Source organism: Nonomuraea sp. H19, assembly GCF_052068215.1.
Classification (GTDB): Bacteria; Actinomycetota; Actinomycetes; order Streptosporangiales; family Streptosporangiaceae; genus Nonomuraea.
In genome coordinates, this window is sequence record NZ_JBQHCV010000007.1 from 440,811 (window position 1) to 465,577 (window position 24,767).

The 24,767-nt window shown below is 67.2% G+C and carries 23 protein-coding genes and 2 pseudogenes; 16 read left to right on the plus strand and 9 right to left on the minus strand.

The features are described from left to right. Positions 1–44: 44 nt before the first annotated feature. The 6 genes from ACTMTI_RS18455 (at position 45) to ACTMTI_RS18480 (ending at position 5,042) form a co-directional block, all read left to right on the plus strand. The gene (locus ACTMTI_RS18455; protein ID WP_441121610.1) at positions 45–578 is read left to right on the plus strand and encodes a hypothetical protein; all 534 of its coding nucleotides are present in this window, start codon (positions 45–47) and stop codon (positions 576–578) included. A gap of 27 nt (positions 579–605) precedes the next feature. After that, positions 606–1,625, plus strand: a complete 1,020-nt coding sequence (locus ACTMTI_RS18460; RefSeq protein ID WP_441121611.1) for a hypothetical protein — start codon at positions 606–608, stop codon at positions 1,623–1,625. A gap of 22 nt (positions 1,626–1,647) precedes the next feature. Next, on the plus strand, positions 1,648–2,982 hold the full coding sequence (locus ACTMTI_RS18465; RefSeq protein WP_441121612.1) for a Dyp-type peroxidase: 1,335 nt from the start codon (positions 1,648–1,650) through the stop codon (positions 2,980–2,982). A gap of 40 nt (positions 2,983–3,022) precedes the next feature. Continuing rightward, positions 3,023–3,946, plus strand: a complete 924-nt coding sequence (locus ACTMTI_RS18470; protein WP_441121613.1) for a bile acid:sodium symporter family protein — start codon at positions 3,023–3,025, stop codon at positions 3,944–3,946. Positions 3,947–4,174: 228 nt separating this feature from the next. Continuing rightward, positions 4,175–4,594 (plus strand): DUF7144 family membrane protein, encoded by a 420-nt coding sequence (locus tag ACTMTI_RS18475; RefSeq protein ID WP_441121614.1) that lies wholly within the window; start codon positions 4,175–4,177, stop codon positions 4,592–4,594. 52 nt (positions 4,595–4,646) lie between these two features. Then, positions 4,647–5,042 (plus strand): SHOCT domain-containing protein, encoded by a 396-nt coding sequence (locus ACTMTI_RS18480; RefSeq protein WP_441121615.1) that lies wholly within the window; start codon positions 4,647–4,649, stop codon positions 5,040–5,042. A 263-nt stretch (positions 5,043–5,305) separates the two neighbouring features. On the opposite strand, the gene ACTMTI_RS18485 is transcribed toward ACTMTI_RS18480, so the two are convergent. Together ACTMTI_RS18485 and ACTMTI_RS18490 are read right to left on the minus strand one after the other, a co-directional pair. After that, positions 5,306–5,554, minus strand: coding sequence for a hypothetical protein (locus tag ACTMTI_RS18485; RefSeq protein WP_441121616.1), 249 nt, complete (start codon positions 5,552–5,554; stop codon positions 5,306–5,308). 36 nt (positions 5,555–5,590) lie between these two features. Then, a complete protein-coding gene (locus tag ACTMTI_RS18490) occupies positions 5,591–5,869 on the minus strand; it encodes a hypothetical protein (RefSeq protein WP_441121617.1) in 279 nt (92 codons plus the stop codon). 185 nt (positions 5,870–6,054) lie between these two features. Between ACTMTI_RS18490 and ACTMTI_RS18495 the strand changes: the two genes are divergently transcribed. From ACTMTI_RS18495 to ACTMTI_RS18520, 6 genes are all read left to right on the plus strand, one after another. After that, positions 6,055–6,588, plus strand: coding sequence for a 2,4'-dihydroxyacetophenone dioxygenase family protein (locus ACTMTI_RS18495; RefSeq protein ID WP_441121618.1), 534 nt, complete (start codon positions 6,055–6,057; stop codon positions 6,586–6,588). 33 nt (positions 6,589–6,621) lie between these two features. Then, positions 6,622–7,875: an MFS transporter gene (locus tag ACTMTI_RS18500; protein WP_441121619.1), complete on the plus strand. Its 1,254-nt coding sequence runs from the start codon at positions 6,622–6,624 to the stop codon at positions 7,873–7,875. After that, positions 7,872–8,909, plus strand: coding sequence for a 2,3-butanediol dehydrogenase (locus ACTMTI_RS18505; protein ID WP_441121620.1), 1,038 nt, complete (start codon positions 7,872–7,874; stop codon positions 8,907–8,909). Before ACTMTI_RS18500 ends, ACTMTI_RS18505 begins: the two co-directional genes overlap by 4 nt. Beyond that, positions 8,903–9,625, plus strand: a complete 723-nt coding sequence (locus tag ACTMTI_RS18510; protein WP_441121621.1) for an SDR family NAD(P)-dependent oxidoreductase — start codon at positions 8,903–8,905, stop codon at positions 9,623–9,625. Before ACTMTI_RS18505 ends, ACTMTI_RS18510 begins: the two co-directional genes overlap by 7 nt. 51 nt (positions 9,626–9,676) lie before the next feature. Continuing rightward, positions 9,677–10,651 carry a helix-turn-helix domain-containing protein gene (locus ACTMTI_RS18515; protein ID WP_441121622.1) on the plus strand — a complete coding sequence of 325 codons (975 nt, stop codon included), beginning with the start codon at positions 9,677–9,679 and terminating at the stop codon, positions 10,649–10,651. A 636-nt stretch (positions 10,652–11,287) separates the two neighbouring features. After that, the gene (locus tag ACTMTI_RS18520) at positions 11,288–12,784 is read left to right on the plus strand and encodes an alpha/beta hydrolase domain-containing protein (protein WP_441121623.1); all 1,497 of its coding nucleotides are present in this window, start codon (positions 11,288–11,290) and stop codon (positions 12,782–12,784) included. Between the two features lie 181 nt (positions 12,785–12,965). On the opposite strand, the gene ACTMTI_RS18525 is transcribed toward ACTMTI_RS18520, so the two are convergent. The 6 genes and pseudogenes from ACTMTI_RS18525 to ACTMTI_RS18550 form a co-directional block, all read right to left on the minus strand. Then, positions 12,966–14,414, minus strand: coding sequence for an aldehyde dehydrogenase family protein (locus tag ACTMTI_RS18525; protein ID WP_441121624.1), 1,449 nt, complete (start codon positions 14,412–14,414; stop codon positions 12,966–12,968). A gap of 119 nt (positions 14,415–14,533) precedes the next feature. Then, positions 14,534–15,763 carry a fumarylacetoacetase gene (gene fahA / locus ACTMTI_RS18530; protein ID WP_441121625.1) on the minus strand — a complete coding sequence of 410 codons (1,230 nt, stop codon included), beginning with the start codon at positions 15,761–15,763 and terminating at the stop codon, positions 14,534–14,536. Then, positions 15,760–15,936: a hypothetical protein gene (locus ACTMTI_RS18535; protein ID WP_441121626.1), complete on the minus strand. Its 177-nt coding sequence runs from the start codon at positions 15,934–15,936 to the stop codon at positions 15,760–15,762. The genes fahA and ACTMTI_RS18535 overlap by 4 nt, the downstream gene beginning before the upstream one ends. Positions 15,937–15,949: 13 nt before the next feature. Beyond that, a pseudogene (locus ACTMTI_RS18540) lies at positions 15,950–16,420 on the minus strand (homogentisate 1,2-dioxygenase); the annotation flags it as partial. Between the two features lie 38 nt (positions 16,421–16,458). Further along, positions 16,459–18,057 (minus strand): FAD-dependent monooxygenase, encoded by a 1,599-nt coding sequence (locus ACTMTI_RS18545; RefSeq protein ID WP_441121627.1) that lies wholly within the window; start codon positions 18,055–18,057, stop codon positions 16,459–16,461. A 13-nt stretch (positions 18,058–18,070) separates the two neighbouring features. Beyond that, positions 18,071–19,033, minus strand: coding sequence for an MBL fold metallo-hydrolase (locus ACTMTI_RS18550; protein WP_441121628.1), 963 nt, complete (start codon positions 19,031–19,033; stop codon positions 18,071–18,073). 214 nt (positions 19,034–19,247) lie between these two features. Here ACTMTI_RS18550 and ACTMTI_RS18555 point away from each other — a divergent pair, with 214 nt between their 5' ends. Genes ACTMTI_RS18555 through ACTMTI_RS18570 form a run of 4 tightly spaced genes read left to right on the plus strand, consistent with a single transcriptional unit; the run spans position 19,248 to position 23,867 of the window. Beyond that, entirely contained in the window at positions 19,248–20,456 is a 1,209-nt protein-coding gene (locus ACTMTI_RS18555; RefSeq protein WP_441121629.1) for an ABC transporter substrate-binding protein, read from the plus strand. 12 nt (positions 20,457–20,468) lie between these two features. Further along, positions 20,469–21,326, plus strand: coding sequence for a branched-chain amino acid ABC transporter permease (locus ACTMTI_RS18560; protein WP_441121630.1), 858 nt, complete (start codon positions 20,469–20,471; stop codon positions 21,324–21,326). Next, the gene (locus ACTMTI_RS18565; protein WP_441121631.1) at positions 21,313–23,172 is read left to right on the plus strand and encodes a branched-chain amino acid ABC transporter ATP-binding protein/permease; all 1,860 of its coding nucleotides are present in this window, start codon (positions 21,313–21,315) and stop codon (positions 23,170–23,172) included. The genes ACTMTI_RS18560 and ACTMTI_RS18565 overlap by 14 nt, the downstream gene beginning before the upstream one ends. Then, positions 23,169–23,867, plus strand: a complete 699-nt coding sequence (locus ACTMTI_RS18570) for an ABC transporter ATP-binding protein (RefSeq protein WP_441121632.1) — start codon at positions 23,169–23,171, stop codon at positions 23,865–23,867. Before ACTMTI_RS18565 ends, ACTMTI_RS18570 begins: the two co-directional genes overlap by 4 nt. A gap of 543 nt (positions 23,868–24,410) precedes the next feature. On the opposite strand, the pseudogene ACTMTI_RS18575 reads toward ACTMTI_RS18570, so the two are convergent. Continuing rightward, positions 24,411–24,578 (minus strand): annotated as a pseudogene (locus ACTMTI_RS18575) (IS256 family transposase); the annotation flags it as partial. Positions 24,579–24,767 lie beyond the last annotated feature (189 nt).

Below are 24,767 nucleotides of genomic sequence, written 5' to 3' on the forward strand. Positions count from 1 at the left end.
ACTTTAGCCTCCCCCCTGGGCCAGGACGACGAAGGGGGATCGGCATGGAGATCAGGCCGCAGGCGGTCGTCATCCCGAAGGAGACCGACCATCTGGAGCAGGGGAAGTACGGCCCTGTCTACCCGAAGACTCCGGCCTGTTACGGGTTCACCATCATCGCGAAGGTCAAACCTGGCCGAGCCGATGCGATCCGCGACTACGGCTACGCGCTCGCCAAGGCGCTGGAGGACGACCCACGCCTGCTCGCACCGCTGAAGCTGCATTACCTGCGCTGGGTGCTCTTCGACGACGACACGCGCTTCATGTATCAGGGGATCTTCGACACCGACTTCGACAAGTACACCGAAGACGCCATCGCAATCTTCACCCGGGCGGGAGTGAACACGGCTTTCGAGAACCTCGAGGGCTTCCCCGAGGATTGGAAGACCAACCCGGAGGCGTTCGTCAGATTCGTCCGCGAGCACCATTGCCCGAGCTTCATCGAGTACGGCGAGTACCCGTACTTCACCGTCGACGAGATCAAGAAAGCTCTACGGATCAAGAGCGCTCTGTCGGAGATGCTCGATCAGATGCAGTGACATCCGCCAGCGCTACCTGGAGGCGAGATGAGCGAGTCCAGAACCGCGCGCACTTACAACCAGAACCATGCGCCGCGCCCGTACAGCCCCGGTCGGCGTCGGTTGAGCATCTACGTGGCTTGGAGCTATCCGGCCGAGGCGGGAAGGGACGTGGCCGAGCTGGACAACCGGTTCTCCACGATGACCGAAGTGCGCCGCGTGACGTGGCCGGCCTACGAGGACCCGAAATGGTCGGATCCGCTGCGGTTCCAGCAAGGCATCGCGGGCGGGCTGGAGCTGTTCTTCTGGGGCTGGCTGCCCTTCCAGCAGTTCGTCGAAGAGGCCACCGGATACGCCGTGCCCGTGTATCAACGCGTCGATCAGGCGGGTTTCCCTACGCCGCTGGACGAGCGGGTGCTGGCGGACACCGACACCCTGTTCGTGTGGGGGCTGGACCACATGATCACCGGGCAGGACGCCACGCCGGCGGAGATCGAGGCGGTGCGCGAATGGCTCACCCGCGAAGGAACCTGCCTTGCTCTCGGGCCGCACCACGACGTCGGCGCATCGGACGACATGGCGGTGCGCGACATGGAGTATCACCATCACGGCGACGCGCTGGTGCCCCGCCGGCAACGTTTCGGAAGATACACCCGATCGCTGATGGCCGGCCTGGGGGTGCCCGTCGAGAACCGCTACGGGCTCCGTCCCGCGGTGGCGGAGGGCAACAGGAGCGCCCCCCTGTCCATCGCGAGGGATCTGGACACCAAGGGGTGGCTGGAAGGCGTGTCCAGTTTCAACTTCCACATGCACCTGCCGCACTATGCCGTGACCACTGACGACCCGAACGTGATCCACGTGCTGGGCAGGCAGCCGATCGACATGTCAAGACCGCCGCACCCGTTCACCGAAGCCGGGAACACCGAGTTCAACATGTTTCTGTGGATGCCACCGAGTGGTGACCGGGCCGGTGACGTGATCTTCGCCGACACCACGATCTTCAGCTCGCTGTTCGGCGTCGATGAGAGCCTGCGCACCTTCTGGAACAACATCGTCTCGGCGAAGTAGCACTACAGGAAGGCGGGTTCCGGTGAGCGAGCGAACCCACGTCAAGCTCCAACTCGACGACATCCAGCGCGGAGTTCTCAGCCCCCGGCCGACACCGTACGCGGCGACCTACATCCTGTTCCGTATCGACGACCGCGAGCACGGGCGGGAGCTGATGCGGCGCGCGAGCGCCGTGGCGACCTCGGCCGCCGACACGGTGAGCCCGCTGGGTGAGACCTGGGTCAGCATCGCCCTCACGTACCACGGTCTCAAAGCACTCGGTGTCGCTCAGGAATGGCTGGACACCTTCGCCTGGGAATTCCGGCAAGGCATGGCCGCACGGGCCAACGCGCTGGGCGACATCGGCGAGAGCAGCCCCGAGAACTGGGAGTCCCCGCTTGGCACGTCTGACGTCCACGTCGTGCTGGTGGCGCTCGCGCCTGACAGCACGCAACTGGAGGCGGCCATCGATCATGCCCGCCCCGCCTATGACGCCCTGACCGGCGTGACGGCGATCTGGCGCCAGAACTGCCACGCGCTGCCCACCGAGACTGAGCCCTTCGGCTACCGCGACGGCATCAGCCATCCTGCCGTCGAAGGCAGCGGCATAGCCGGTTCGAACCCGTTGGAGACACCACTCAAGGCCGGCGAGTTCGTGCTCGGCTACCGCGACGAGCTCGGCGGCATCCAGACCCCGCAGCCCGACGTGCTCGGACGCAACGGCACCTACGTGGTTTTCCGCAAACTCCACCAGCGCGTCGCCCTCTTCCGCCGCTACCTGAAGGACAATTCCACCAGTCCCGACGACGAGGAACTGCTGGCAGCGAAGATCATGGGGCGCTGGCGCAGCGGCGCACCGCTGGCGCTCAGCCCGTCCCAAGACCAACCCGGACTTGGTGCGGACTCGAGCCGCAACAACGCGTTCCTGTTCCATCAGGACGATCCGGGCGGCTTCACGACTCCCGGGGGCAGTCACATCCGCCGCGGCAACCCTCGCGACTCGTCGGTGGCCGGAGAGCCCAGACTGCACCGCATGATCAGACGCGGAACGGCATACGGCCCACCGCTGCCCGAAGGAGTCCTCGAAGACGACGGGGTCGATCGGGGACTGATGTTCGCCTTCGTCGGGGCCCATCTCGGGCGGCAGTTCGAGTTCGTCCAGTCCGAATGGATGAACGACGGCGTCTTCTTCGGCTCCGGCGGCGCAAAAGACCCCCTCGCCGGCTCCCACGACGGCACCGGCGACTTCACCATTCCCCGGCGTCCCGTACGGCGGCGCCTGCTCTCACTGCCGCGCTTCGTCGTCACGCGTGGTGGCGAATACTGCTTCATGCCAGGGCTGGCCGCGCTGCGCTGGCTCGGCGACCTCACCGACTGAGCATGACGACGCGGCTCTGGCACGACGACCGGGGAGCCTCATGAACACCTTGCAGCTGCTGTTCAACGCCGTCACCGTGATTTTCATAGCGACCACCATGTTCGCAGCCGGTCTCGGAGCGACGCTGCCGGCCCTACGCGCCGTGTTCTCGAACGTCTTGCTGCTCCTGCTGGTGCTTCTGGCCAACCTGGTCGCCGTCCCGCTGCTCGGCTGGGGCGTTGCCGCGCTGTTCGGCCTGCCCTCGGCGTCCTTCATCGCGCTGCTTCTGATCGCATCCTCACCTGGTGGGCCGTTCGGGGCGAAACTCGGCATGGTGCAGAACGGGGACGTGGCCGCGGGCGCGGCCATGCAAGTGCTGCTCTCCGCCGTCGGCAGCATCACCTTCGGCCCGACCGTGAACGTCATCCTCCAGGCGGCGAACGTGGGCGGCGGAGTCGCGCTCGACGTCCCCGCACTGATGCTGACCGTCATGGTCCTGCAACTCGTCCCGTTCGCCGTGGGATTGGTCGTGCGCCACTACGCGCCGCTCACAGCGCTGTCCTGGCATCCTGCGGCCGCCAAAACGTCGAACGTGACGTTCCTCATCGTGCTGGCGGGCATGCTCCTGGGCAACTGGCGTGACGTCGTCGAACTGATCGGCTCTCTCAGCCTGCTCGCGGGCTTCGTCTTCGCCATCGTTGCCTTCGCTCTAGGCACTGCGCTGGCCACCGGACCGTGGGCACGCCGTACCACCATGGGGGGAGTCGCGGCCGTGCGCAACGCGGGGCCGGCGCTCGCCGCCGTCGGCATCGCCTTCGGCAACGAGCCTGCCATCCTGGGAGCGCTCGCAGCCGTGCTGCTGAGCGGGCTGGCCGCAACCCTCCCCATCGCAGCGCTGCTGAGCCGTCGCCGGGCGACCCAATCTCCCGAAAGTGACCGTCTAGCCAGCCCTCCCGGTAATGAACGCCAGAACAGGGAAACGTGACCAGATCATGACCACTGACGCCATTCAGATCGTCCTGATGGTGAGTGCCTTGAACCGCGATCTACTGTGGGCCTCCGACCTGATGTCGTCAATATCACGATCACGCGGGCCATGGTTTGATCGCCCGGACTCGGGGCGGTTCCATCTCTGATTTGGTGGTTGACCTGCGGGTAGGGGCAGGAAATGAGTACGTCGCGCATGGCTTGACTCAAGGATGGAAGCACCGATATGTCCCACGTAACAAACCATCGCACGTCCGGCTGGGTGACGGGATTGGCCTACTTCGCCGGAAGCATCATGACGCTGATCGGTGTGTTCAGCTCACTCGCCGGGATCACCGCCATTTCCCGGGACGACGTCTACGTCTTCCGCGGAGACTACGTCTTCAGATGGGACGTGAGCGCGTGGGGGTGGGTCCACCTCGCCGTCGGCATCCTCGTCTTCCTGGCCGGCCTGGCCGTGTTCTCCGGCCAGCCCTGGGCACGCGCGGTCGGCATCGTCCTCGCCGCGCTGAGCGCCGTCGCGAATTTCCTGTTCCTGCCGTACTACCCGATCTGGACCCTGCTGATCATCGTGCTGGACGTCTTGGTCATCTGGGCCTTGACGATGTACAACCGCCGGGCCGCGGACTCGACCGCTCTCCGATGACGGCGGGGGTCGGCCGCTCCTGGCACGCTCGACCACAGGAGGGACAACCGAAATGGACGACTATCCGCTGCTCAACATCTTCGCCACCATGATGTGGTTCTTCCTCTGGGTTGTGTGGCTGATGCTTCTCTTCCAGGTCTTCGGCGACCTTTTCCGCGACGACACGGTGAGTGGCTGGGCCAAGGCCGGCTGGTCGATCTTCGTCATCGTTCTGCCGCTGCTGGGTGTCTTCGTCTACCTGATCGTGCGCGGAAAGGGGATGGGCCGGCGCGAGGTCGCCGCGATGCGCGAACGCGAGTCCCGTTACTACGAGGCCGCCGAACGCCGGGCTGCCGACCGAACCACCGGCCAGGCCGATGAACTCACACGGCTGGCCGACCTCAAAAACCACGGGGAACTCACTCCGGAGGAGTACGAACGCGCCAAGGCCAAGGTTCTGGCGATCTAAGGCGAGCTGATCGGTACATTGGGACGAAAAGCGGCAACGCTGGATCGCGTCGGTGACGGTCGGCCACACCCCGGCCGGCAAGCGCATCGTCAAGAAGGCGAGCGGCAAGACGGGCTCGCTTATGGCCTACATGGTCGCGACCAGAACACAGTCAACAACTACCGGCCCCTCTGCCACAAGAGATCGCAGGCGCAGTCGAGGGCTTCTTGAGAGGTGCCGATGGGCAGCCCGGTCGGCAGGATCTGGTTCTGAAGAGGTGTGAGTCACGCATGCTCCGGACCCACTGCTATTCGATCTATTGCGGCATTTTGGTCGGCCTGCGCCACGGTGTAGTGATCTTTGGTGTCCGCAGGACGCTGTAAACCGCGGAGCGCCGCACACAAGGCGTGGACATAAGCGATGCTCTGGCGGGCCTGGCCCACCAGCTGTACGCTCAGGTCGCCGACCGCCCGCAGGGCGCGGTCGAGTCGTTGCTGGGTGATGAATTCTTGGTGATACTCGCGATGGCGCAATAGACGCACCACAGCTGGCTTTCGTCCGGAAGTGCCTCATAGTCGTCGGCGTGGATGCGAAATAAAAGCCGGGGCATCCGCGGCCAAGAAAGAGTAGTAGGACAGGTAGCCGACCTTCTCCTTGCCGGCGAAATCCTCACAGGTCAGCGGCAGCGTCCAGACAAAGCCTCGGCTTGTGGGCTTGTCGGCCGTCCGGATGACGATCGCGGCATCCGGCGTGGAGAACCGCACGCGCTGCGCGTGGCACGAGGGCTGGGAGAGGTGCGCCCGGAGCTCGACCAGCTGACCACCGGTGGTCAGCAGTCGCGTTGGCATGCGTGAAGGACCTCGATGCCGGCCTACCCGAACGTCGCGACCGTGCCGGGCGGGCGCGAGCCCAATCGTGCCCGCCGCCGGCGGATGTCCGGAATCTGCAAGCGGCCAGGTCTTCCACGGGAAAGACGGCACCGGCCCCTCCAGGATTCACTTCCGGGAAACAAGCAACGAAAGGGGCCATTCACATGCCCGACATGCCTACCGGAGAGTTCTGGAAGGACCTCAAGCCGATCGAGAACTCCTTCCGCCCCGACGCTCTGCCCGAGGTCTACCTGTCCAAGGTCGCCACGGACGACGACCGCTACTACGTGCCGTTCACCGAGACAGTCGGCTCCCGACCGTTGTGGATCAACGTCAAGGACAACAGCTGGGCCGACATCCTGCGGGCCAAGGAGGCGGGGCTGGTCAACCGGCACTACCACCCGCACGAGGTGTTCGCGTACACGATCTCCGGCAAGTGGGGCTACCTGGAGCGGCCCTGGACGGCGACCGCGGGCGACTTCGTCTACGAGGCCCCGGGCGAGGGGCACACGCTGATCGCCTACGACAGCGACGAGCCGATGAAGACGTTCTTCATCGTCAAGGGCCCGCTCATCTGGCTGGACGAGCACGGCGAGCCCGACGGCTTCTTCGACGTGCACGACTACATCAAGATGTGCCGCGAGCACTACGAGAAGGTCGGGATCGGCGCCGACTACGTCAATTCCCTGTTCCGCTGAGCCGCGGCGCACCCCCCTTGAAGTGAGACCGTCATGACTGACACCACTGCAGCGCCGGACGCCCGCGCGGCCGACCGGTACGAAATCCGCCTGCTCGTCATCCTCTTCCTGTCCTTCGGGTTCGTCTTCTTCGACCGCCAGGCGCTGTCGTTCCTGGCGCCGTACATGGACAAAGACTTCGGCCTGTCCAACGCCGAACTCGGCACCCTGTCCGGCGTGCTCGCGCTCACCTGGGCACTGGCCGGCATGTTCGCCGGCCGCCTGTCCGACGCGCTCGGCCGGCGCAAGCCGATTCTGATCGTGACCGTGGTGCTGTTCTCGCTGTTCTCCGCCTCGTCCGGGCTCATGGGCGGATTCGCCGGGTTGCTCGTGGCGCGGGCGCTGATGGGCACGGCCGAGGGCGCGGTGCTGCCGATGGCGCAGTCTCTGATGGTCGAGGCGTCCCGGGAGAGCCGCCGGGGCCTCAACATGGGCCTGCTGCAGGGCTCGTCGGCAGGACTGCTCGGCGGTATCCTGGCGCCGCTGGTCGTGGTTTGGATCGCGGAGACATACGACTGGCGCGTCGCCTTCTACGTCACGATCATCCCTGGGCTGGTCATGGCCGCGCTCATCTGGAAGTTCGTGCGCGAGCGGTCTCCGCGAACGCCGGCCGAGGCGCCCCAGGAGAAGGCGGCAGCGGTCAAGGTGCCGCTGGGCGAGGTGCTCAAGCTGCGCAACATCGTCGTGTGCATGCTCATCGCCTGCTGCTACCTCACCTGGTTCGTCACCATCATCACCTTCACCCCGACGTATCTGACCTCGGTCAAGGGCTTCAGCCCCGGCACGATGAGTGGCGTCATGACCTGTCTGGGGGTGGCGTGGGTGCTGTGGGGATTCGCGACTCCAGGCATTTCCGACCGGATCGGACGCAAACCGGCGCTGATCGGGTTCACAGTACTCGCGGTGTGCTGCCCGCTCGCCGTGGTCTACGTCGAGAGCCCCGTGCTGCTCGGCGCGATCATGGTGGTCACCTATACCGGGCTCGGCTGCTTCACGCTGTTCATGGCCACGATCCCGGCCGAGACGGTGCCGCGCGGCGCGCTGGCCACGGCGCTCGGCGTGATCATGGGTGTGGGCGAGCTGGCCGGAGGCTTTCTCGGGCCGATGGTCGCGGGCTGGGCGTCCGACCGGTGGGGGCTGCAGGCCGCGATGTTCATCGCCGCAGGTGGCGCGCTGGTCGTGGTGGCGCTGTGCTTCGCGCTGAAGGAGACGGCTCCCGCCGTGCTGCGCCGCCGGGCGGCCGCATGAGGGCGGCGCTCTGGTACGGGGCCAAGGACGTCCGCGTCGAGGACGTCCCGGTGACGCCACCCGGCCCCGGCGAGGTGACGATCGAGGTGGCCTACTGCGGAATCTGCGGCAGCGACCTTCATGAATACGCCGACGGGCCGCACGCCGTCCCCGTGGGCGAGGCACACCCGGAGTCCGGCGTGGCCGCCCCGCTCATCCTGGGGCACGAGTTCTGCGGCACCGTCACCGAGATCGGCAGCGGTGTCACCGGCCTCGCCCCAGGGGACCGGGTGGCGGTGGAGCCGCATTACCGGTGCGGTCGCTGCCCACGGTGTCTAGCAGGGGAGTACAACATCTGCCGGCACTTCGGGTTCGCCGGGCTCATGGGGCACGGCGGGCTGGCCGAGCGCGCCACCGTGCCCGCGTACATGCTGCACCGGCTGCCCGAGCCGGTCTCCTTGGAGCAGGCGGCGGTGTTCGAGCCGGCCGCCGTCGCCCTGCACGCGGTGCGCCGGGCCGGGATCCGCCCCGGCGAGAGCGTCGCCGTTCTCGGCCTGGGCCCGATCGGGCTGCTCGTGACCCAGCTCGCCGCACGGTACGGCGCCGGGCGCATCGTCGCCGCCGACCGGTCCCCGGCTCGCCGCGAGATGGCTCTGCGCCTGGGAGCCGCCGAGACCGGCGCGGACCTCGCCGACCTGGCCGGCGGCGAGGGGGCGGACGTCACGTTCGAGGTGGTCGGCTCGGACGACACCCTGCGTGCCTGCCTGGCCGCCACCAGGCGGGGCGGGCGGGTGATGTTCCTCGGCCTGACCGGCACGGTCAGTGTGGACGCCTTCGCCCTGGTGAACAACGAACAGACGATCATGACCAGCGTGGGGTACCGCGACGTCTATCCGGAGCTGATCCGCATGGTGGCCGAGGAGGGCGTGGACCTGGCCGGGATCGTCACCTCCACCATCCCGCTGGAGCACGTCGTACGTGACGGATTCGAGGCGCTGTCGCGCGGACAGGAGCAGATCAAAGTGCTGGTACGACCTGGGGAGCAGCGATGGTGAGCGGGGAGTTCGCGGGGCGGCGGGCGTTCGTGACCGGGGGCACCTCGGGGATCGGTGCGGCCACAGCCGTGCTCCTCGCCGAGTTGGGCGCCGACGTGACCGCTCTGGGCCTGCCGCCTGCCGACCCCGCCGACCTGCCCGGCCATCCGCGCGTCCGCGTGGTGGAGCACGACGTGCTGGATCGTGCCGGGCTGACCGGCCTGTTGTCTGCGGGCGAGCCGCTGGACGCGTTGGTGAACTGCGCGGGCGTCAGCCACGACCGCGAGGAGTACGACCTCGCCCGCTGGCAGCGGGTCATCGAGATCAACCTCACCGCTGTCATGGTCGCCTGCCAGGCCGCCCGGCCGTCCCTGGCCGAGAATGGCGGCGCCATCGTGAACGTCTCGTCCATGTTCGCCTTCTCCGGCAGCCGGGACCGGCCCGCCTACAGCGCGAGCAAGGGCGGCGTCTCCCAGCTCACCAAGTCGCTGGCGGCCGAGTACGCCGCCGACGGCATCAGGGTCAACGCCGTCGCGCCCGGCTTCGTGATCACCCCGCTGGCCCGGGGCGTGCTCGACGATCCCCAGGCCACGGCCCAGGTCCTGGCCCGCATCCCGGCCGGGCGCCTCGGGCAGCCTCGCGAGGTCGCCTCGGTGGTGGCGTTCTTGTGCTCGGCGGCGGCCTCGTACGTCACCGGCGCTGTCGTCCCCGTGGACGGAGGCTATCTCGCCGTGTGACCCGTCACCTAAGCTGAGTTCTCCTGACATGCACGCACACCAGGAGGTCGCATGTCCGCCCTCTCCGTGATCTCCCGAGCTACCACCGAGCACGTCGAACCTGCCGAGCGCATCCATTACTGGGAGGACTACAACCGCAGGGCGCTGGTGGGCCTGTCCTGCACCTCCTATTCCGAGCAGGGCCTGCTGGCCAGGCAGACCAACATCGAGCTGGGCGGGCTGCGCCTGGCCGAGATCGCCGGCAACGCCCACGCCATCGAGCGCAGCCCGCAGACGGTGAGATCGACGCCCAAGGACTCGGTGTTCGCGAACCTGCTGGTCAAGGGAGAGGCGGTGTTCCTGCACGAGAACGGCTGCCTCGCCGCCACAGCGGGCGAACTGGTCGTCTATGACACGCGCAGGCCGTACCTGTTCGGGTTCTCCTCCTCCATGCGGCAGATCCTGGTGGACGTGCCACGTGACCTGTTCGCGCGGACGTGCGTAGGAGGCGGATTGCCCGGGCCGATGCTGTTCGGGCGAGGCACGGCGCGGGAGGGCGCGCTCGTGGCCGCGCTGAGCTCCCTGCTCGGCGGGCTGGCCGCCCTGCGTGACAGGCACGATCCCGGCGACGCCGAACGTGCCGTGCTCGACCTGCTCAGGCAGCTCGCCGAGGAGCGTACGGGCGGACGGACGGGGCCCGACGCCTATCAGTCGCAGCTCATCGTGGCCGAGGACTACATCGAGCGCCACCTGCACGACCCCTGTCTCGGAGCCTCTCAGGTGGCCGGGGTCATGGGCATCTCAGTACGGCATCTGGCGCGGATCTTCGAGTCGACCGGTAGGTCGCCGGCGCGGTACATCATGGAGCGGCGCCTGGTCCGGGCGCATCAGGAGCTCACCGGGCCCGGGGCGTGGCAGACCACGATCGCCGACGTCGCGCACCGGTGGGGGTTCTCCAGCCAGGCCCACTTCGCCCGCCTCTTCCGCGCCAGGTTCAGCCTCACCCCGAGCGAGGCCCGCGGGGAGACGACGAAGCCGATCGCGTAAACGGAGGAGACACGCCTCCCGTAGCGCGAGCGGTGCGGGCAAGGTTCGCCCACATGAGCCGGGGGCGTGTCCCGGCATCCGGTCGTGACCTGCGCCGGCGCGCCGGCGCAGGTCACGCAGCGCCTGGGCCAGGTCGGCCAGCGAGCCGTCCCAAGCGATCAGCTCTCATGGACGAAATCCTCGCCGACGCAGGCATCCAGACCGTACTCTCCGGCATCCGAATGCCGCGAATGAACTCCACGACCCGGCCTCAACCGCCGTCTCCCACTCACTGGAACGCCGTCTGAGGACCTCAACTCCGTTCCAATGCCTGCCACTTCCCGCTCCGGCCCTACGTGGCAACGGGGGTGGTTCACGGCATGCCAGTCCCGGCTCTAACGACCTTCCTCCGCGAATGCGCGCTCGTGGCGCACTTAAGAACAAGCCAAGAGAAGCTCCTCGCGCACGCCCACTCCACCTGCGTGGTCGGGAGGTGTCGCGAACGTGCGCGCAGGGCCAACCATCCTGCACGGTCCGACCAACCTCGCGCGCGGTCGTGGACAGAGGATCAAGCAAATGCTCGCGTGGCCGCGCTCTGATACGGGCTGGTTGTTCCAGCGCGCGCTCGGCCTGTGTTCGATCGAGAGGTAAAGGTGAATGACGATCAATCCGTCACGGTCACGAATCGCTAAGCGGCGATTCACCACCCTGATCCGAGGCTTGGGGATCGGTTTGGCGCTTATCGCGCTGACCAACAGCCTCGCAATGGGTGTCGCCCATTCGGACGCCGGCCCACACCACATGACTGTGTCCGAGGCAGTACTCGTGCCGGTCAACGTTCCGGGTACGACGCCCCTCGCCGCTGCCGCGGTCAACCTGTCGCAATACGGCTACTCGGAGCGCGAGTACTACGCCGAAGGCTCTGCTCATCGCTACCGCGGCGCTGTTTCCAACTCGCTCAAGACAGCCGAGATCATCGACGCAGGGTGGCATTACAAGACGCGTGTCCTCGTCCGTACTCCCCGGCCGGGCGCCTTCAACGGAACCCTGGTCGTCGAGTGGGCGAACGTGACGGTGGGTCAGGACATCGACTTCGCCTGGGCTGAGTCCTACGACCACCTGATGCGTGCCGGGTACGCCGTCGCGGTGGTGTCGGCGCAGCGGGTCGGCGTCGAGCACCTCAAGCGCTGGAGCCCAGCGCGTTACGGTGACCTCGACGTGGCTGCCGACAACACAGATCCCGCCACGAACGGTCCCGTTGACGTATGCGGCATGCCGAATTGCGCCCAAGTCGACCCCCTGTCCTGGGACGTGATGACGCAGATCGCGGCCTCGCTCAAGGCGAACAAAGCACCGGCGCAGCCGCTTCCCGGTCGGACGGTGAAGCGCGTCCTGGCCATGGGCGAGTCGCAATCAGCAGGCCGTTTGAGCACCTACTACAACGCCATTCAGCCGCTGTACGGGTTTTTCGACGGGTTCGTCTTCCTCGATCGCGCCAGCCAACTGCGCGCGGACCTGCGGACACCGGCAGTGAGTGTCGACTCGGAGGCGTGGTCCACCATGTTTCCCGCCAAGACGGTCGGGTCCTCGTTCGTGCGCCACTGGGAGGTCGCCGGGTCGTCCCACGCCTCACTGGACGCTGGAACCTATGTCGATCGGATGGTTCTGCGCGACCAGTCGATCATGGGGCCGTCAGGACCGCTGTCGTTCTCGAGCGCCATCGGTGACTGCGCGATCAAGCCCTACTTCAGTGCGGTGAACACCAAGGTCGTCCTCAATGCCGCTGTCGAGTCCGTCAACCGCTGGGTCACCACCGGTAAGCCAGCCGCCCCCAGCTCGTACTTCGACCGCGCACAGGCAGGCTCGATCGCGCGCGACAGTGATGGACAGGTGGTCGGTGGCGTTCGGCTGCCGAGCTTCACCGCACCGACGAGTGCCAACCATGCCGGGAACATCGGCGCCGGGTTGTGCTTCCTGGTCGGAGCACACGTGCCTTACTCCGCTGACCAGCTTCACGACATGTATGGCACCCATAGGCGGTACCTGAAGCAGGTCGACGCGGCTCTCAAGGTGGCGAAGCAGGATGGTTACGTGCTGCCTGGCGACGCATGGGCAATCCGATCTGAAGCCGCCCGATCCTCGGTAGGGAGCTGAGAGCCGGTTCCGGCCTCGCCAGTCTGCGTGGCGAGGCCGCACCATTGCCGGGTCAACGGCCGACGACGTGGATCGACCCTCGGCGACACCGTCGTCACGCGGTGTCACCCACCACACCGATTGCGCGGCCCCGCTCACCTCGGTCGATGAACGGCAGCAGCCGTCCCACCAGCTGGCGTCGTCAACCTCCGTAGTGCAGCCAGACGGACTTGAGCTCGGTGTACGCGTCGATCGCCCACGGACCCATCTCTCGGCCCCATCCCGAGGCCTTGTAACCGCCCCACGGTGCAGCCATGTCCGGGATTGGCGGCATGTTAACGAAGACGGCACCGGCCTTGATGCCGTTGGCGAGCCGCTGCGACATCGCGAGATCCTTCGTCCAGATCGTCGCGGCAAGGCCATATTCAGTGTCGTTCGCGCGGGCGAGCAGGTGGTCGAGTTCGGCGTCATCGTCGTACGTCGTGATCGCGAGCACCGGGCCGAAGATCTCCTCGCGCATGATCGTCATCTCGTCGTTCACTCCGGAAAACAGCGTCGGCTCGAAGAAGTAACCGTCACCGTCGACCGGACTCCCCCCGGTGACCAGCTCAGCACCCTCCTCCACGCCTGTGCGCACGAGACGATCGACGTGGTCGCGGTGCCGACTGGAGACGAGTGGCCCAAGAGCCGTGGACTCGTCGGCCCCAGGTCCGAGGCGCAGGGAACCCATGCCCGCGGCGAGCTTGTCGACGAACTCCGCCTCACGTGCCTTGTCCACGTAGAACCGGGTGTACGCCGCACACACCTGTCCCGTGTTCAGCGTCCCGCCGAGCAAGTTCCCCCCGACAGCCGCGTCGATGTTTGCGTCGCGCGCGATGATGCTCGGCGCTTTTCCGCCGAGCTCGAGCGTGAGCCGCTTGAGATTGGATTCCGCGCTGGCGATCGTGATCCGCCGGCCGACCGCTGTCGAGCCGGTGTAGGACAGGTGGTCGACGTCGGGGTGCCGGCTCAGCAGTTCACCCACCGACCCGTCGCCGGTGACGATGTTGACCACGCCCGGGGGGAAGCCCGCCTCGGCGCAGAGCTGGACGAGTCGCAGGCTGGTCAGCGGCGTCACTTCGCTGGGTTTGATCACCACGGTGTTCCCGGTGGCGAGGGCCGGAGCCAGTTTCCAGGCCAGGATCATCAGCGGGAAGTTCCAGGGCGTGACGAGCGCGTTGACTCCGATGGGCTCTCGCTTGGTGTAGTGCAGGGTCTCCGGGAAGGAAACCGGGTTCACGCTCCCCTGCACCTTGGTCACCCACCCGGCGTAGTAGCGGAAGTGTTCCGCGGCGCCGGCGACGGAGACCGCTCGGGAGATGCCGATCGGCTGGCCCTGGTCCCGCGTCTCCAGCTGGGCCAGCTCCTCGGCGTTCTCCTCGATCAGGGCGGCGAGACGAAAGAGTAGCGCTGCACGCTGCACCGGAAGGAGCCCGGTCCAATCGGCGCCCCCCAGCGCGGCGCGCGCGGCCGCCACGGCCGCGTCGACGTCGCCTCGCGAGGCGACTCCGACTTCCGTGATCGTCTCGCCGGTGGCGGGATCCAAAGTCTCGAAGGAGCCGCCCGACGCAAACACCCACTCACCTTCGATGAACAGCTTCTCGGTCATCATGCTCTCCTGTCGCCCACAACTTGATGTCCGGCCCAGTATCGGTAGGCGGCGAACGTGGAGGCTTGGATCTGCGTGCCGACCTGTTGGCAATGACCGCAACGCGTCGGGGCTACCCGGTGTCAGCCGGCGGTGATCCGGCCGCGTACCTCGCCCAGGCCGACGACGGTGCCGCCGGGGCCGGGCGCCGTGGCCGTGATGACCACCTCGTCCTCGTTCTCGAGGAAGGTCCGGACGCTGCCGTCGGGAAGCGTGAGTGGCTCGCTTCCCGCCCACGTGAGCTCGATCAGCGAGCCGCGCTGTTCCGGCAGCGGCCCGCTCACGGTGCCCGAGGCGAACAGGTCACCCGTCCGCAGGGACGCTCCGTTGATCGTCATGTGCGCCAGCATCTGCGCCCCTGTCCAGTACATCGACGCGAACGGTGGGCGCGAGATCACGTGCCCGTTCAAGGCCACGTCGAGGCGGACGTCGAGTCCCCACGGAGAGCCGCTGCTGTCGTCCAGGTACTCCGCCGGCCGCGGGTCCCGCGCGGGCGGGGCGACCCTCGCCGTGTCCAAGGCCGCCAGCGGCACGATCCACGGCGAGATCGATGTGTGGAACGACTTTCCCAGGAACGGACCGAGGGGCACGTACTCCCACGCTTGGATGTCGCGCGCGGACCAGTCGTTGACGAGGCAGATCCCGAATACGTGTTGCGTGAACGCCTCGAGCGGCACTGCCTGCCCGCGGGCCGTCGGCGTACCCACCACGAAGCCGATCTCTGCCTCGATGTCGAGGCGGGCCGAGGGCTCGACGACGATCTGACCATCGGCCCTGCGCAACTGTCCGCGCGGGCGGAGCACCGGTTCGCCGGAGACGACCACGGTGCCTGCTCGGCCGTGGTAGCCGATAGGCAGGTGCTTCCAGTTCGGCGTCAAGGGTTCCTGGTCGGGCCGGAACATGCGGCCGAGATTGGTGGCGTGGTGCTCCGACGCGTAGAAGTCGACGTAGTCGGCGACCGTGAACGGAAGCTGCATGACGACCGACTCCAACGGAAGCAACAACGGCTCGAGCACGTTGCGGTGGTCCGTGCGGCTCAGCCAGGCCTGGAGGTCGGCGCGGACACGGGTCCAGGCCGCCACGCCGGCTCCGAGCAGGAGGTCGAGCGAGCCGTCGGCGAAGAGGCGCTCGTCGGGGCTGCCGAGCACCCGGTACGCGGCACCGAGGTCGAGGACCCGGTCGCCCACACGTACGCCGACTCGGCTCCCGTCACCGGCGTCGAAGACTCCGTAGGGAAGTGTCTGCAGCCCGAAGGGATCCCCCTCGGGGACAGCGATCCATTCCGCCGGAAGCGGCGCCGCTTCGGCGGTCATTCGGCGATCGCCCCCACAAGCCGCAGGTTGACAAGGTCAGCCATGGGTTCCTCGATGCTGCAGGTGCCGAAGGAGCAGAAGTGCCCGCGCACGGCCGCGGCGAGTTCTGTCGAGAGGTCCGAAACCGCAGTGCCGACGCGCGTGGCGTCACGCTCGGCGAGCAAGCCGCGCACGCGTGCACGGTCGGCTGCGTGGGAGCACGACGTAGTCGCCGGTGCCGACCTCGAGATCTCCGAAGACGGTCTCGACGACTCCGGCCCCGGACTCGACGTACACGCACTCGTCACCCGTCGCGTTCCGGTAGAGGGGTGAGGTCTCCCCGACCGCCGCGTACGCGATCCGGACGTCGGCATTGCCGAGGACCAGGCGCCGCCCGGTTACAGCGTCCGTGGACCTCCACTCTTCACCCGGAAAGAGGTCGTGCAGCTTCAGGTGGCGGGGCTTCAGGGGATGGCTGGCGACGGTACCGGGGTCGGGAAGCTCCCATGTTCGGGCATCGACGATCGCGGAGGGAATCGCGACGTGGTAGAGGAGCGAGGAGTCCGAGGAGAACCCCTCCTCTCCCATCAGCTCCTCGTAGTAGAGCCGCCCCCTTCCGTCTCGGTGCTGCGTGTGGCGCTTGGCCGGAACGTTGCCGACACGCTGGTAGTGGGCCATGGCGCAGTGCCTCCGGGTCGTTCGAAAGGTGGGAATGGTCAGACGGTGGCGGGAAGACCGCGTGCGAGTACGCGGTCGAGTGCTCGAGTGAGCTCGGCTGGCGATGGGTCACGGAGGACCGCGGCCACGTGGGCATCGGGTCGTACGACCCAGATCTCGGCGGCTTCTGCGCCCATGACGCCCGCCAAGGCGGGCGACAGGTCGGCGAACGCATAGGCCTGAACCGGACCCACGGAGCCTTCGCGAGCCTGGCTGAGTACCGACGGCGAACACGCCGCGCCAACGAGCACCGTGATTCCGTCGCGCAGGAGTCGGCGCAGGTGCGTCTCGCCACCGTCGGCGCCGCGCACGGGAAAGTCCGGCATCAGCACACCGGGCGCCGGTGTGGGCATCGTGCCCTTGGCCGGCCGACCGGCGAACGGGCCGCGGGGGTCCGGCGTGGTGAGCGGCGAGTCGACGTACCAGAACGGCTCGGCCAGCCGGCCCGAATCGACCCGGGCACGGGAGTCCGTGTCGTGACGCGCAGCTTCGAGAGTCCGCCTGCGGTCCTCCCACTGCTCCTCGGTCTGTGGAACCAGGAAGCGCATGGTCGCTCCGGTGACCTCCAGATTCTCCAGGGCAGCCGCGTGTCGCTCGTGGTGGTAGGTGTCCAGGAGTGACTCAGGCGCCCACCCGTTGAGCACGTAGGCAAGTTTCCATGCGGCGTTCTCCGCGTCCTGCACGCCCGAGTTGAGGCCCCGGGCGCCGAAGGGCGCCACCAGGTGTGCTCCGTCGCCGGCCAGGAGAGCACGACCGACCCGCATGCGGTTCACCACGCGCGAGTGGAAGCGGTACGCCGACTTCCACACGATTTCGTAGTCGCAGTCGCCGATGATCCGGCGAATGCGGGCATCGAGCGCTCCGGTGCGCTCCTCCTCCGCGAGCTCGAAGTTCTCCGGCACCTGCCAGTCGATTCTGAAGGTCGAGTCCGGACATGGATGGATCAACACCTGCCGGCCCGGGTTCCATTGGGGGTCGAAGTAGAACCGCCGCTCGCGCTCCCACCCCGGAAGATCGGTGCGCAGGTCACAGATGAGGAACTGGTCGCCGAAGGTGTGCCCCTCGAACGAGAGCCCGAGCATCTCCCGGATGGCATCACCACGGGCTCCAGGGCAGGCCAGCAGGTAACTGCCGCGAACCTCGGTCTCCCCCGCTTCCGTCTCGCAGGCCACGGTCACGCCCTCGGCATCCTGCGCGATCGCGATGACGCGCTGGCCCCAGCGCACCTCGATCAGCGGCTGGGCTTCGATCTGATCGTCGAGGACCTCCTCGGTGCGGCACTGGGAGATGTTCACGAACGGGGGGAACGGCGAGGCGCCGGGGTCCTCGAAATCGATCGTGAACAGCTCGTCATCGCGGTAGAACGTGCGCGCCCGGGTCCATGTCACGCCTTCGGCCGCAAGAGTCGCTCCCACGCCGACGCTCTCCCAGATGTCGAGGACGTCGCGTTGCTGGCATATCGCCTTGGATCCGACGAGATCGCGAGCGGGGCGGCCGTCGAGTACAACGACGGGGATCCCCCAGCGAGCGAGAAGAAGTGCCGCCGTCTGACCGACGGGCCCGTTTCCGAGGACGAGCACGGGTTGGTGCTGATTCATGGTGTGCGTCCCGTCAGGATTGAAGGAGGTCCCACACCTGGCGGTCGCGCTCGGCGGTCCAAATGAGGGGCCAGTCGGTGCCGGAGAGCTCATCCCACAACCGCGCGACGTCGAAGGGCAGGCAGTGCTCGAAGATCGGCCAGTGCCCGAACTTCGGCGCCAACGCTGTGTGGGTCGCCTCGAACGCCTCCTTCAGAGTGCCACCACGCTTCTGGACGGTTTCGACGTGCTCGATCATGGTGGTGAGAAAGCCGCGCGTCTGCTCAATCGCCGCGCTGACGGCCTCCGCACCGCGCGCGACAGCCCCACGGCCACCCACCAGTTGTTCGGCTCCGAAGGAAGCAACGTTGTCGAGCGTCGCCGCCGCCCAGTCGCGGTGGAACGCGTCTCCGGTGTACAGCGCCGCCTGGGCCTCCACGAGGTCACCGGCGAACAGGATCTTCTGCGAGGGCAACCACGCGACGATGTCGCCGGCGGTGTGGCCGCGCCCGCAGTACTGCAATACGAGGTCACCGCGTTCACCACCGAGATCGATGGTGAACCGGTCGGTGAATGTCACCGTCGGCCAGGTGAGCCCCGGGATCGACTCGGGATCCTTGAACAGGCGAGGCATCCGCCCGAACTCCGACGCCCAGTCCTGTTTGCCACGCTCGGCGATCAGCCGGCGGGTGTTCTCGTGCGCCACGATCACCTCGGCGTCGAACGCGCTTGCACCGAGGACGCGCACTGCATGGTAATGCGACAGGATGAGGTATTTCACGGGCTTGTCCGTGTGCTTCCTGAGCTCCGCTAGCCAGTCTCGTGCTGCGGTCGGCGTCGCCAGCGCCTCGAAACAGACCAGGAAGTCCTCGCCCTCGATGGCGCCGACGTTGGGGTCGCCCTCCGCAGTCAGGGCGTATACCCCTTCTGCGAGCACCTCGAGCGTCTGCTGCTTCGCACTGATGTCCGCCGAGGACGCGAAGGGTTTGCTGGCCATGCCGATCCCATCTGTTCGGGTGACGGGGGCATCTTGGCACCCGCCGTCCAACTCGTAAAACCTTTTACGAGTTGGACCATAACCACGAGTCGTCGGCTCTGGGAAGCGCAGCCGGCATGCAGATGGGGTCGTGCCCGCTGGGCCAAGTTCCCTACCCGCTGAGCCAAGCCTGGAAGCGCACGGCGTTCCTAACGTTGCGGCGACGCTGACCCCGATGGACATCCGACGTCCTGTCGAAAGGCTCCACATGAAGAATCAGGTCTTGACCCTTGCCGCTGCTGCGACGTCAGCTTTGCTCCTCGCCGCATGCGGCAGTGGTGGTGGCTCAGGATCCGCGGACGACCCCATCGTCGTCGGCTCCATCAACGCACTCAGCGGTCCGGCAACATTTCCCGAGGCATCTGCGGCGGCGCAGGCGGTGTTCGACGGGGTCAACGCCACGGGCGGGATCCGCGGACGCAAGATCCAGTACGTCGTCGCTGACGACAAGGCGGACCCGGCGACCGCAACCCAGACGGCGCGAGACATCGTGACCAGCAAGAATGCCGTTGCCATGGTGGGCGGCGCGAGCCTGGTCGACTGTGATGTGAACGGAAAGTTCTACGAGCAGCAGAAGATCATGAGCATTGTCGGTACCGGGGTCGGGCCGGGATGCTTCAACAGCCCGGTGATGGCCCCGGTCAACGCCGGGCCCTATCTCGACTCGCAGATGACGCTGACGTTCGGCTCGGAGGAGCTGCACGTCAAGAAGATCTGTGCCTTCGTCGCGATCACCGGAGCCTCCAAGCCCGCCTATCAGTCGGCGATCGACGCCTGGACGAAGGCGACTGGCGCGAAGCTGGCCTACATCGACGACACCGTGCCCTACGGCAACGCCGACTACACGCCCCAGGCGGTGAAGGTCAAGGAGGAGGGCTGCGACGCTGTCTTCGCCAACTTCGTCGAACCGGATGCCCTGGGCATGCTCAAGGCCGCGGTGGCCCAGAACGTCACCGGGATCACTTGGCTGTTCCTGACCTCGGTGTACTCCGAGCAGTTCGCGAAGGCCGCGCCGTCGGGGCAGAAGATTTACGTGCCGGCTGAGTTCCTCCCCTTCACAGACACCAACGCGACGGCGAACAAGGACTGGCGCGAGCTCATGACCAAGCAAGGGCTTGCGCTGACGTCGTTCTCGCAGGGCGGATACCTCGCAGCCACGTACTTCGTCGACGTCCTCAAGTCGATCAAGGGCGACATCGATCGCACGTCGGTGACCGAGGCACTGAAGAAGATGGCGCCGATCGAGAACCCCATGGTCGGCACGCCATACCAGTTCGGGCCGGGCAACAGCCACCAGCCGAACCACGCCGGCTGGCCGATCGTCCTCGACAAGGGCTCGTGGCGGAACGCCGCGGACAACTGGCTCATTGTCGACCAAGGCTGAGGTGAGCAGTCGATGATCTCAGGAGCTCTGAGCGGACTGGCGTTGGGCGGCCTCTACGCCACCATCGCCGTCTGCCTGACCTTGATGGCGCAGCTCATCCGGGTCGTAAACTTCGCCCAGCTCGCGTTGGCCATGTTCGGGACCTACACAGCAGTCACGCTGGCGGACCATGGAATGCCGGCCCTTCTGGCCGTGCTTCTCGGAGTGGCCGTCGCAACGGCGGCCTCCGGCATCCTCGGTGCAGTGCTTGCACACTGGATGCCGGAGGCGGACATCACGCACCGATCCGCAGTCTCTATCGCAGCACTGCTCCTCGCGCTGTCGGCGTCGTTCATCGCCTTCGGCACGAAACCCAAGAACTTCGCGCCGCTCGTTCACGGTGCGGCGGTCGACCTCGGCGGGACGGTGGTCACGTGGATCGCCGTGGTGATGTGCCTGCTGGCGGTCGCGGTCGCGAGTGCTGCGCACCTGGTGCTGCGCAGGACCGATGCCGGAGTACTGCTCCGGGCGCTGTCGGAGCGACCGTCGACGGCAGAGCTGCTGGGGGTCCCCGCCAGGTTTCTGACCGTCGCAGTGTGGTTGTCCACCGGCGTGGTAGCGGGGGTGGCGGTCGCCCTCGTCGCGCCGACCCAGACGAACGACCAGTACTCACTGACGATGCTCGTGGTGCCATCTGCCGCCGCCGCGCTGGTCGGCGCCTTCCGGTCCATCTGGCTCTCAGTCACGGGCGGTATCGGGCTCGGCATGCTGCAGGGCGCCCTCGCCCAGTCGAACCAGCTGTCGGTCCTCAAGTTCTGGATTCCGTTCGCGGTCATCCTCGTGCTCCTGCTGTGGAGCCAGAGAAATCAGGTGTGGGATGTCGCCCGTTGATACCGGTCGCGCCGCGGCCGTTCAGGTGAGACGCGAGTCTCGCGACGCGCAGCCGGGCCGCAGTCCGCTGGCGCGGCTCGTCGGCACCTTCGACTTCGGCCAACACCCGCTCATGCCGGCCGCAGGCGCAGTGGTCGCACTGCTCCTCGCGATCGTGGCGAGTCGTGCACTCTCGCCGTACCTCGTCTTTCTGGGCATCACCGTGGTCGCAGCCGCAATCGCCCTGGTCGGCATCGGAGTCGTCTCGGGACGGGCCGGAATGATCTCCTTGTGTCAGCTCTCGTTCGCCGCGGTCGGCGCGGTCGTCGTGGCCCAGCTGAGTATCTGGCAGGCACCCGGCGGGCTCATCGTGTGGATCGCCGTCGGCGGCATAGCCTCGGGGCTCGTCGGCGTGGTCATCGGCCTCCCAGCCCTCCGGTTGCGCGGTGTCAACCTCGCCGTGGTCACTCTCGGTTTCGCGGCGGCAGTTCGACAGACCCTGGGACTCACCCAGTTCCCGGGGACCAACGACGGGCTCTTCATCAGTCGGCCGAGCGCGGCGGCATCCGACCCGGACTACTTCGTCCTGGCAGCCGCTGTCCTCATTGCCTCAGGGGTCCTGGTCGCCTATCTCGGGCGAACGCGCCTCGGTTCGAGCTGGCGCGCCGTGGCCTACTCCGAGCGAGGCACTGCGGCGGCCGGCGTCAACGTGCCCTTCGCCAAGACGTCGGCGTTCGGTCTCAGCGCGCTCCTGGCCGGGATCAGCGGCGGCGTGACCGCGGGACAGGTCGGCGTCCTCTACCCGAGCAGCTTCGAACCGACCGCATCGCTCACGCTGTACGTCCTGGCGGTAGTGGTAGGCGCGCAGGCCGTCGCCGCAGCGGTGGTCGGTGGCGTGCTCTGGGTCGGCATTCCTGAACTGCTGCGCATCTGGGGCGTTCCGCAGGACTGGGCCCTGGTGGTGTTCGGGCTCGCCGGCATCCAGGCGATCGCATCGGGCAACAGCCTCGGGGACAACCTGAGCCGGCTCCGTAGACGCCGGGCTCCAGAGGCAACGCACCTGACCGAACGAGGACCCGTGACCGCAGCACCCGCGTCGACCGCCCACTCCGAGGCGAATCGTCCGGCTCTCCGGACACCGACCGGGCGGTCAGCGACGCACGGGCCGGCCTTGTCGGCTCGCGGCATCACCTTGCGATTCGGTGCGGTGACCGCCCTCGACGATGTCGACCTCGACATACCCACTGGCGCAATCGTCGGGCTGATCGGCCCCAACGGAGCCGGGAAGTCGTCACTGGTCGATGTCCTCACCGGCTTCACCCGTTCCGAGCGCGGAGTGGTCGAGCTCGGTGGCCGTGACGTGACCGGCCTGCGACCGACGCCGCGGGCACGGGCAGGTCTGCGTCGCACCTTCCAGCAGGACCGGGTTCCGCCGGGCCTCCGGGTGGGCGCCTACGTGCGCATGGTCGCCCACGGGCGTCCTGATCGTGCGGCGATCGATGAGACGCTCGAGCACTTCGAGTGCCCGCCGGCGCATTCCCTCCTTTCCGACGTCGACCTGGCCACACGCCGCCTCGTGGAGGTGGCCGCGCACGTGTTGAGTGGTCCTCGGGTGCTCCTGCTCGACGAGCCCGCCGCGGGCCTGTCGCACGAGGAACACATCCGCTTCGGGCGCCACCTCCAGGCGGTCCCCGAACGATTCGGCACGGCGGTCCTCCTGATCGAGCACGACCTGGACATGGTCCGATCGGTCTGCACGTCACTCGTCGTCCTCGACTTCGGACGCGTGATCTCTGCCGGGACGCCAGACGTCGTCCTCAATGACCCGAAGGTGATGCGGGCCTACCTCGGGGAGGAGTCGACATGAGCGAGCTCACGCTGAAGCAGGTCTGCGTCGACCGGGCAGGTGGCCGCGTCGTCACCGACGTGTCCCTCACCGTCCGACGGGGTGAGGTGACGACACTCATCGGCCCGAACGGAGCCGGGAAGACATCCCTGCTCGAGGCCGTCTCCGGACTGGTCGACGTCGCGCGGGGTTCCATCACCTGCGACGGCCAGGAGATCACCCGGCATAGCAAGGTCGGTCGACGGGGACTGGGGATCGTGCACGTCGAGCAGGGCCGCACAGTGTTCGGCTCCCTGACGGTGACCGAGAACCTTCGCGTCGCCACGCGCTCATCCGCGGACATCAAGCGCGCCTTCGAGCTGTTCCCCGAGCTCCGCAAGCGTCATGACAGCGCGGCGACCCTCCTGTCCGGCGGAGAGCAGCAGATGCTCGTGCTCGCACGCGCGCTCGTCACCCGACCCCGCTTCCTCCTGGTCGACGAGATGTCGCTGGGACTGGCCCCGGCGGTCTTCAGGCGGCTCCTGCCACTCGTGAAGGACTTCGCCGCGGACGGTATGGGCGTGTTGCTGGTCGAACAGTTCGCACAGCTCGCTCTCGGAATCTCGACCGAGGCGGCCGTCATCACCGGAGGCCGGCTGACCTACCGGGGTCCGGCATCAGTTCTGATGGAAGACCCCGAACGGCTCCAACGCACGTATCTGGGGACGGATCATTGATCGGATGCTGTTGGTGATCTTCGGGTGGTCTGGTGATCTCGGGCTTGCGGGTGCCCGGCCGGCAGGAGTCGACCGCGCTCGTCTGTGAGGGCGGTGTCGATGGTTGGCGATGTCGGTCGGTCAATCCCGGTGGAGACGGTGCGGGCAGCGTGGGCTGCGAACCCGTCCCCGACGCCGGCGATGTGGGTCCACGACCGGCTGGCGGGAGTGTTCTGCGAGAGGACTTCGCCGGCTACCGGCGCAAGGAGGGCTAAGACGACCACGAAGCCCGCGTGGATCGGCTACCGCGACCATCAATGCGAGAGCCGTGAGACCACGTCCCGAATGTGATCGTGGGTGCAGTCACCCACCTGACTCCCGTCCAGGACACCAAATGCCGTGGAAGACCTCCACGCCGGCCTGGCCGCCAGCGGTCTCACCCCGCACGAACACCTCGTCGACCGCGGATATGTCACCCCGGAGATCGTTCACCGCGCAGACCCACGCGGTCGCCCCGGGTTCACCAAGGACGACTTCCGCATCACCTGGGACGACCACACCTGCGAGGTGATGGACGATGTCCCGCACCGACATGCCATGGGCATACAGGCTGATGACCATGTCGTCCAGACCGAGCTCGGACTCCAACGCCCGCTCCGGCACCGCCTTGACCAGCTCACCCAGCATGCTGCCCGCACCGGTCGACCGCAGCTCACCGGCCGCATTCCGCGACCATGCGGTGGACCATCGACACCGCCCGCGATCACTTGCTCCCTAGCAAGATCACGTCCGATACTTCAGGGTGATCGTGGGAACTTGTCTCACCGTGCAGGATTTTTAGCACACAGAAACAAGTTGTGCCAGACTGTGTCGCCGGTCACATCGAGGGTGCAAAGTGGACTCGAGCAATCGGACCGGGAG

What these genes read in the sequence shown, in the direction of transcription:
- ACTMTI_RS18455 (WP_441121610.1), top strand. Translation starts at nt 45, where the DNA reads ATGGAGATCAGGCCGCAGGCGGTCGTCATCCCGAAGGAGACCGACCAT.
- ACTMTI_RS18460 (WP_441121611.1), top strand. Translation starts at nt 606, where the DNA reads ATGAGCGAGTCCAGAACCGCGCGCACTTACAACCAGAACCATGCGCCG.
- ACTMTI_RS18470 (WP_441121613.1), top strand. Translation starts at nt 3,023, where the DNA reads ATGAACACCTTGCAGCTGCTGTTCAACGCCGTCACCGTGATTTTCATA.
- ACTMTI_RS18475 (WP_441121614.1), top strand. Translation starts at nt 4,175, where the DNA reads ATGTCCCACGTAACAAACCATCGCACGTCCGGCTGGGTGACGGGATTG.
- ACTMTI_RS18480 (WP_441121615.1), top strand. Translation starts at nt 4,647, where the DNA reads ATGGACGACTATCCGCTGCTCAACATCTTCGCCACCATGATGTGGTTC.
- ACTMTI_RS18490 (WP_441121617.1), bottom strand. Translation starts at nt 5,869, where the DNA reads ATGCCAACGCGACTGCTGACCACCGGTGGTCAGCTGGTCGAGCTCCGG.
- ACTMTI_RS18495 (WP_441121618.1), top strand. Translation starts at nt 6,055, where the DNA reads ATGCCCGACATGCCTACCGGAGAGTTCTGGAAGGACCTCAAGCCGATC.
- ACTMTI_RS18500 (WP_441121619.1), top strand. Translation starts at nt 6,622, where the DNA reads ATGACTGACACCACTGCAGCGCCGGACGCCCGCGCGGCCGACCGGTAC.
- ACTMTI_RS18505 (WP_441121620.1), top strand. Translation starts at nt 7,872, where the DNA reads ATGAGGGCGGCGCTCTGGTACGGGGCCAAGGACGTCCGCGTCGAGGAC.
- ACTMTI_RS18510 (WP_441121621.1), top strand. Translation starts at nt 8,903, where the DNA reads ATGGTGAGCGGGGAGTTCGCGGGGCGGCGGGCGTTCGTGACCGGGGGC.
- ACTMTI_RS18515 (WP_441121622.1), top strand. Translation starts at nt 9,677, where the DNA reads ATGTCCGCCCTCTCCGTGATCTCCCGAGCTACCACCGAGCACGTCGAA.
- ACTMTI_RS18520 (WP_441121623.1), top strand. Translation starts at nt 11,288, where the DNA reads ATGACGATCAATCCGTCACGGTCACGAATCGCTAAGCGGCGATTCACC.
- ACTMTI_RS18525 (WP_441121624.1), bottom strand. Translation starts at nt 14,414, where the DNA reads ATGATGACCGAGAAGCTGTTCATCGAAGGTGAGTGGGTGTTTGCGTCG.
- fahA (WP_441121625.1), bottom strand. Translation starts at nt 15,763, where the DNA reads ATGACCGCCGAAGCGGCGCCGCTTCCGGCGGAATGGATCGCTGTCCCC.
- ACTMTI_RS18545 (WP_441121627.1), bottom strand. Translation starts at nt 18,057, where the DNA reads ATGAATCAGCACCAACCCGTGCTCGTCCTCGGAAACGGGCCCGTCGGT.
- ACTMTI_RS18550 (WP_441121628.1), bottom strand. Translation starts at nt 19,033, where the DNA reads ATGGCCAGCAAACCCTTCGCGTCCTCGGCGGACATCAGTGCGAAGCAG.
- ACTMTI_RS18555 (WP_441121629.1), top strand. Translation starts at nt 19,248, where the DNA reads ATGGACATCCGACGTCCTGTCGAAAGGCTCCACATGAAGAATCAGGTC.
- ACTMTI_RS18560 (WP_441121630.1), top strand. Translation starts at nt 20,469, where the DNA reads ATGATCTCAGGAGCTCTGAGCGGACTGGCGTTGGGCGGCCTCTACGCC.
- ACTMTI_RS18565 (WP_441121631.1), top strand. Translation starts at nt 21,313, where the DNA reads ATGTCGCCCGTTGATACCGGTCGCGCCGCGGCCGTTCAGGTGAGACGC.
- ACTMTI_RS18570 (WP_441121632.1), top strand. Translation starts at nt 23,169, where the DNA reads ATGAGCGAGCTCACGCTGAAGCAGGTCTGCGTCGACCGGGCAGGTGGC.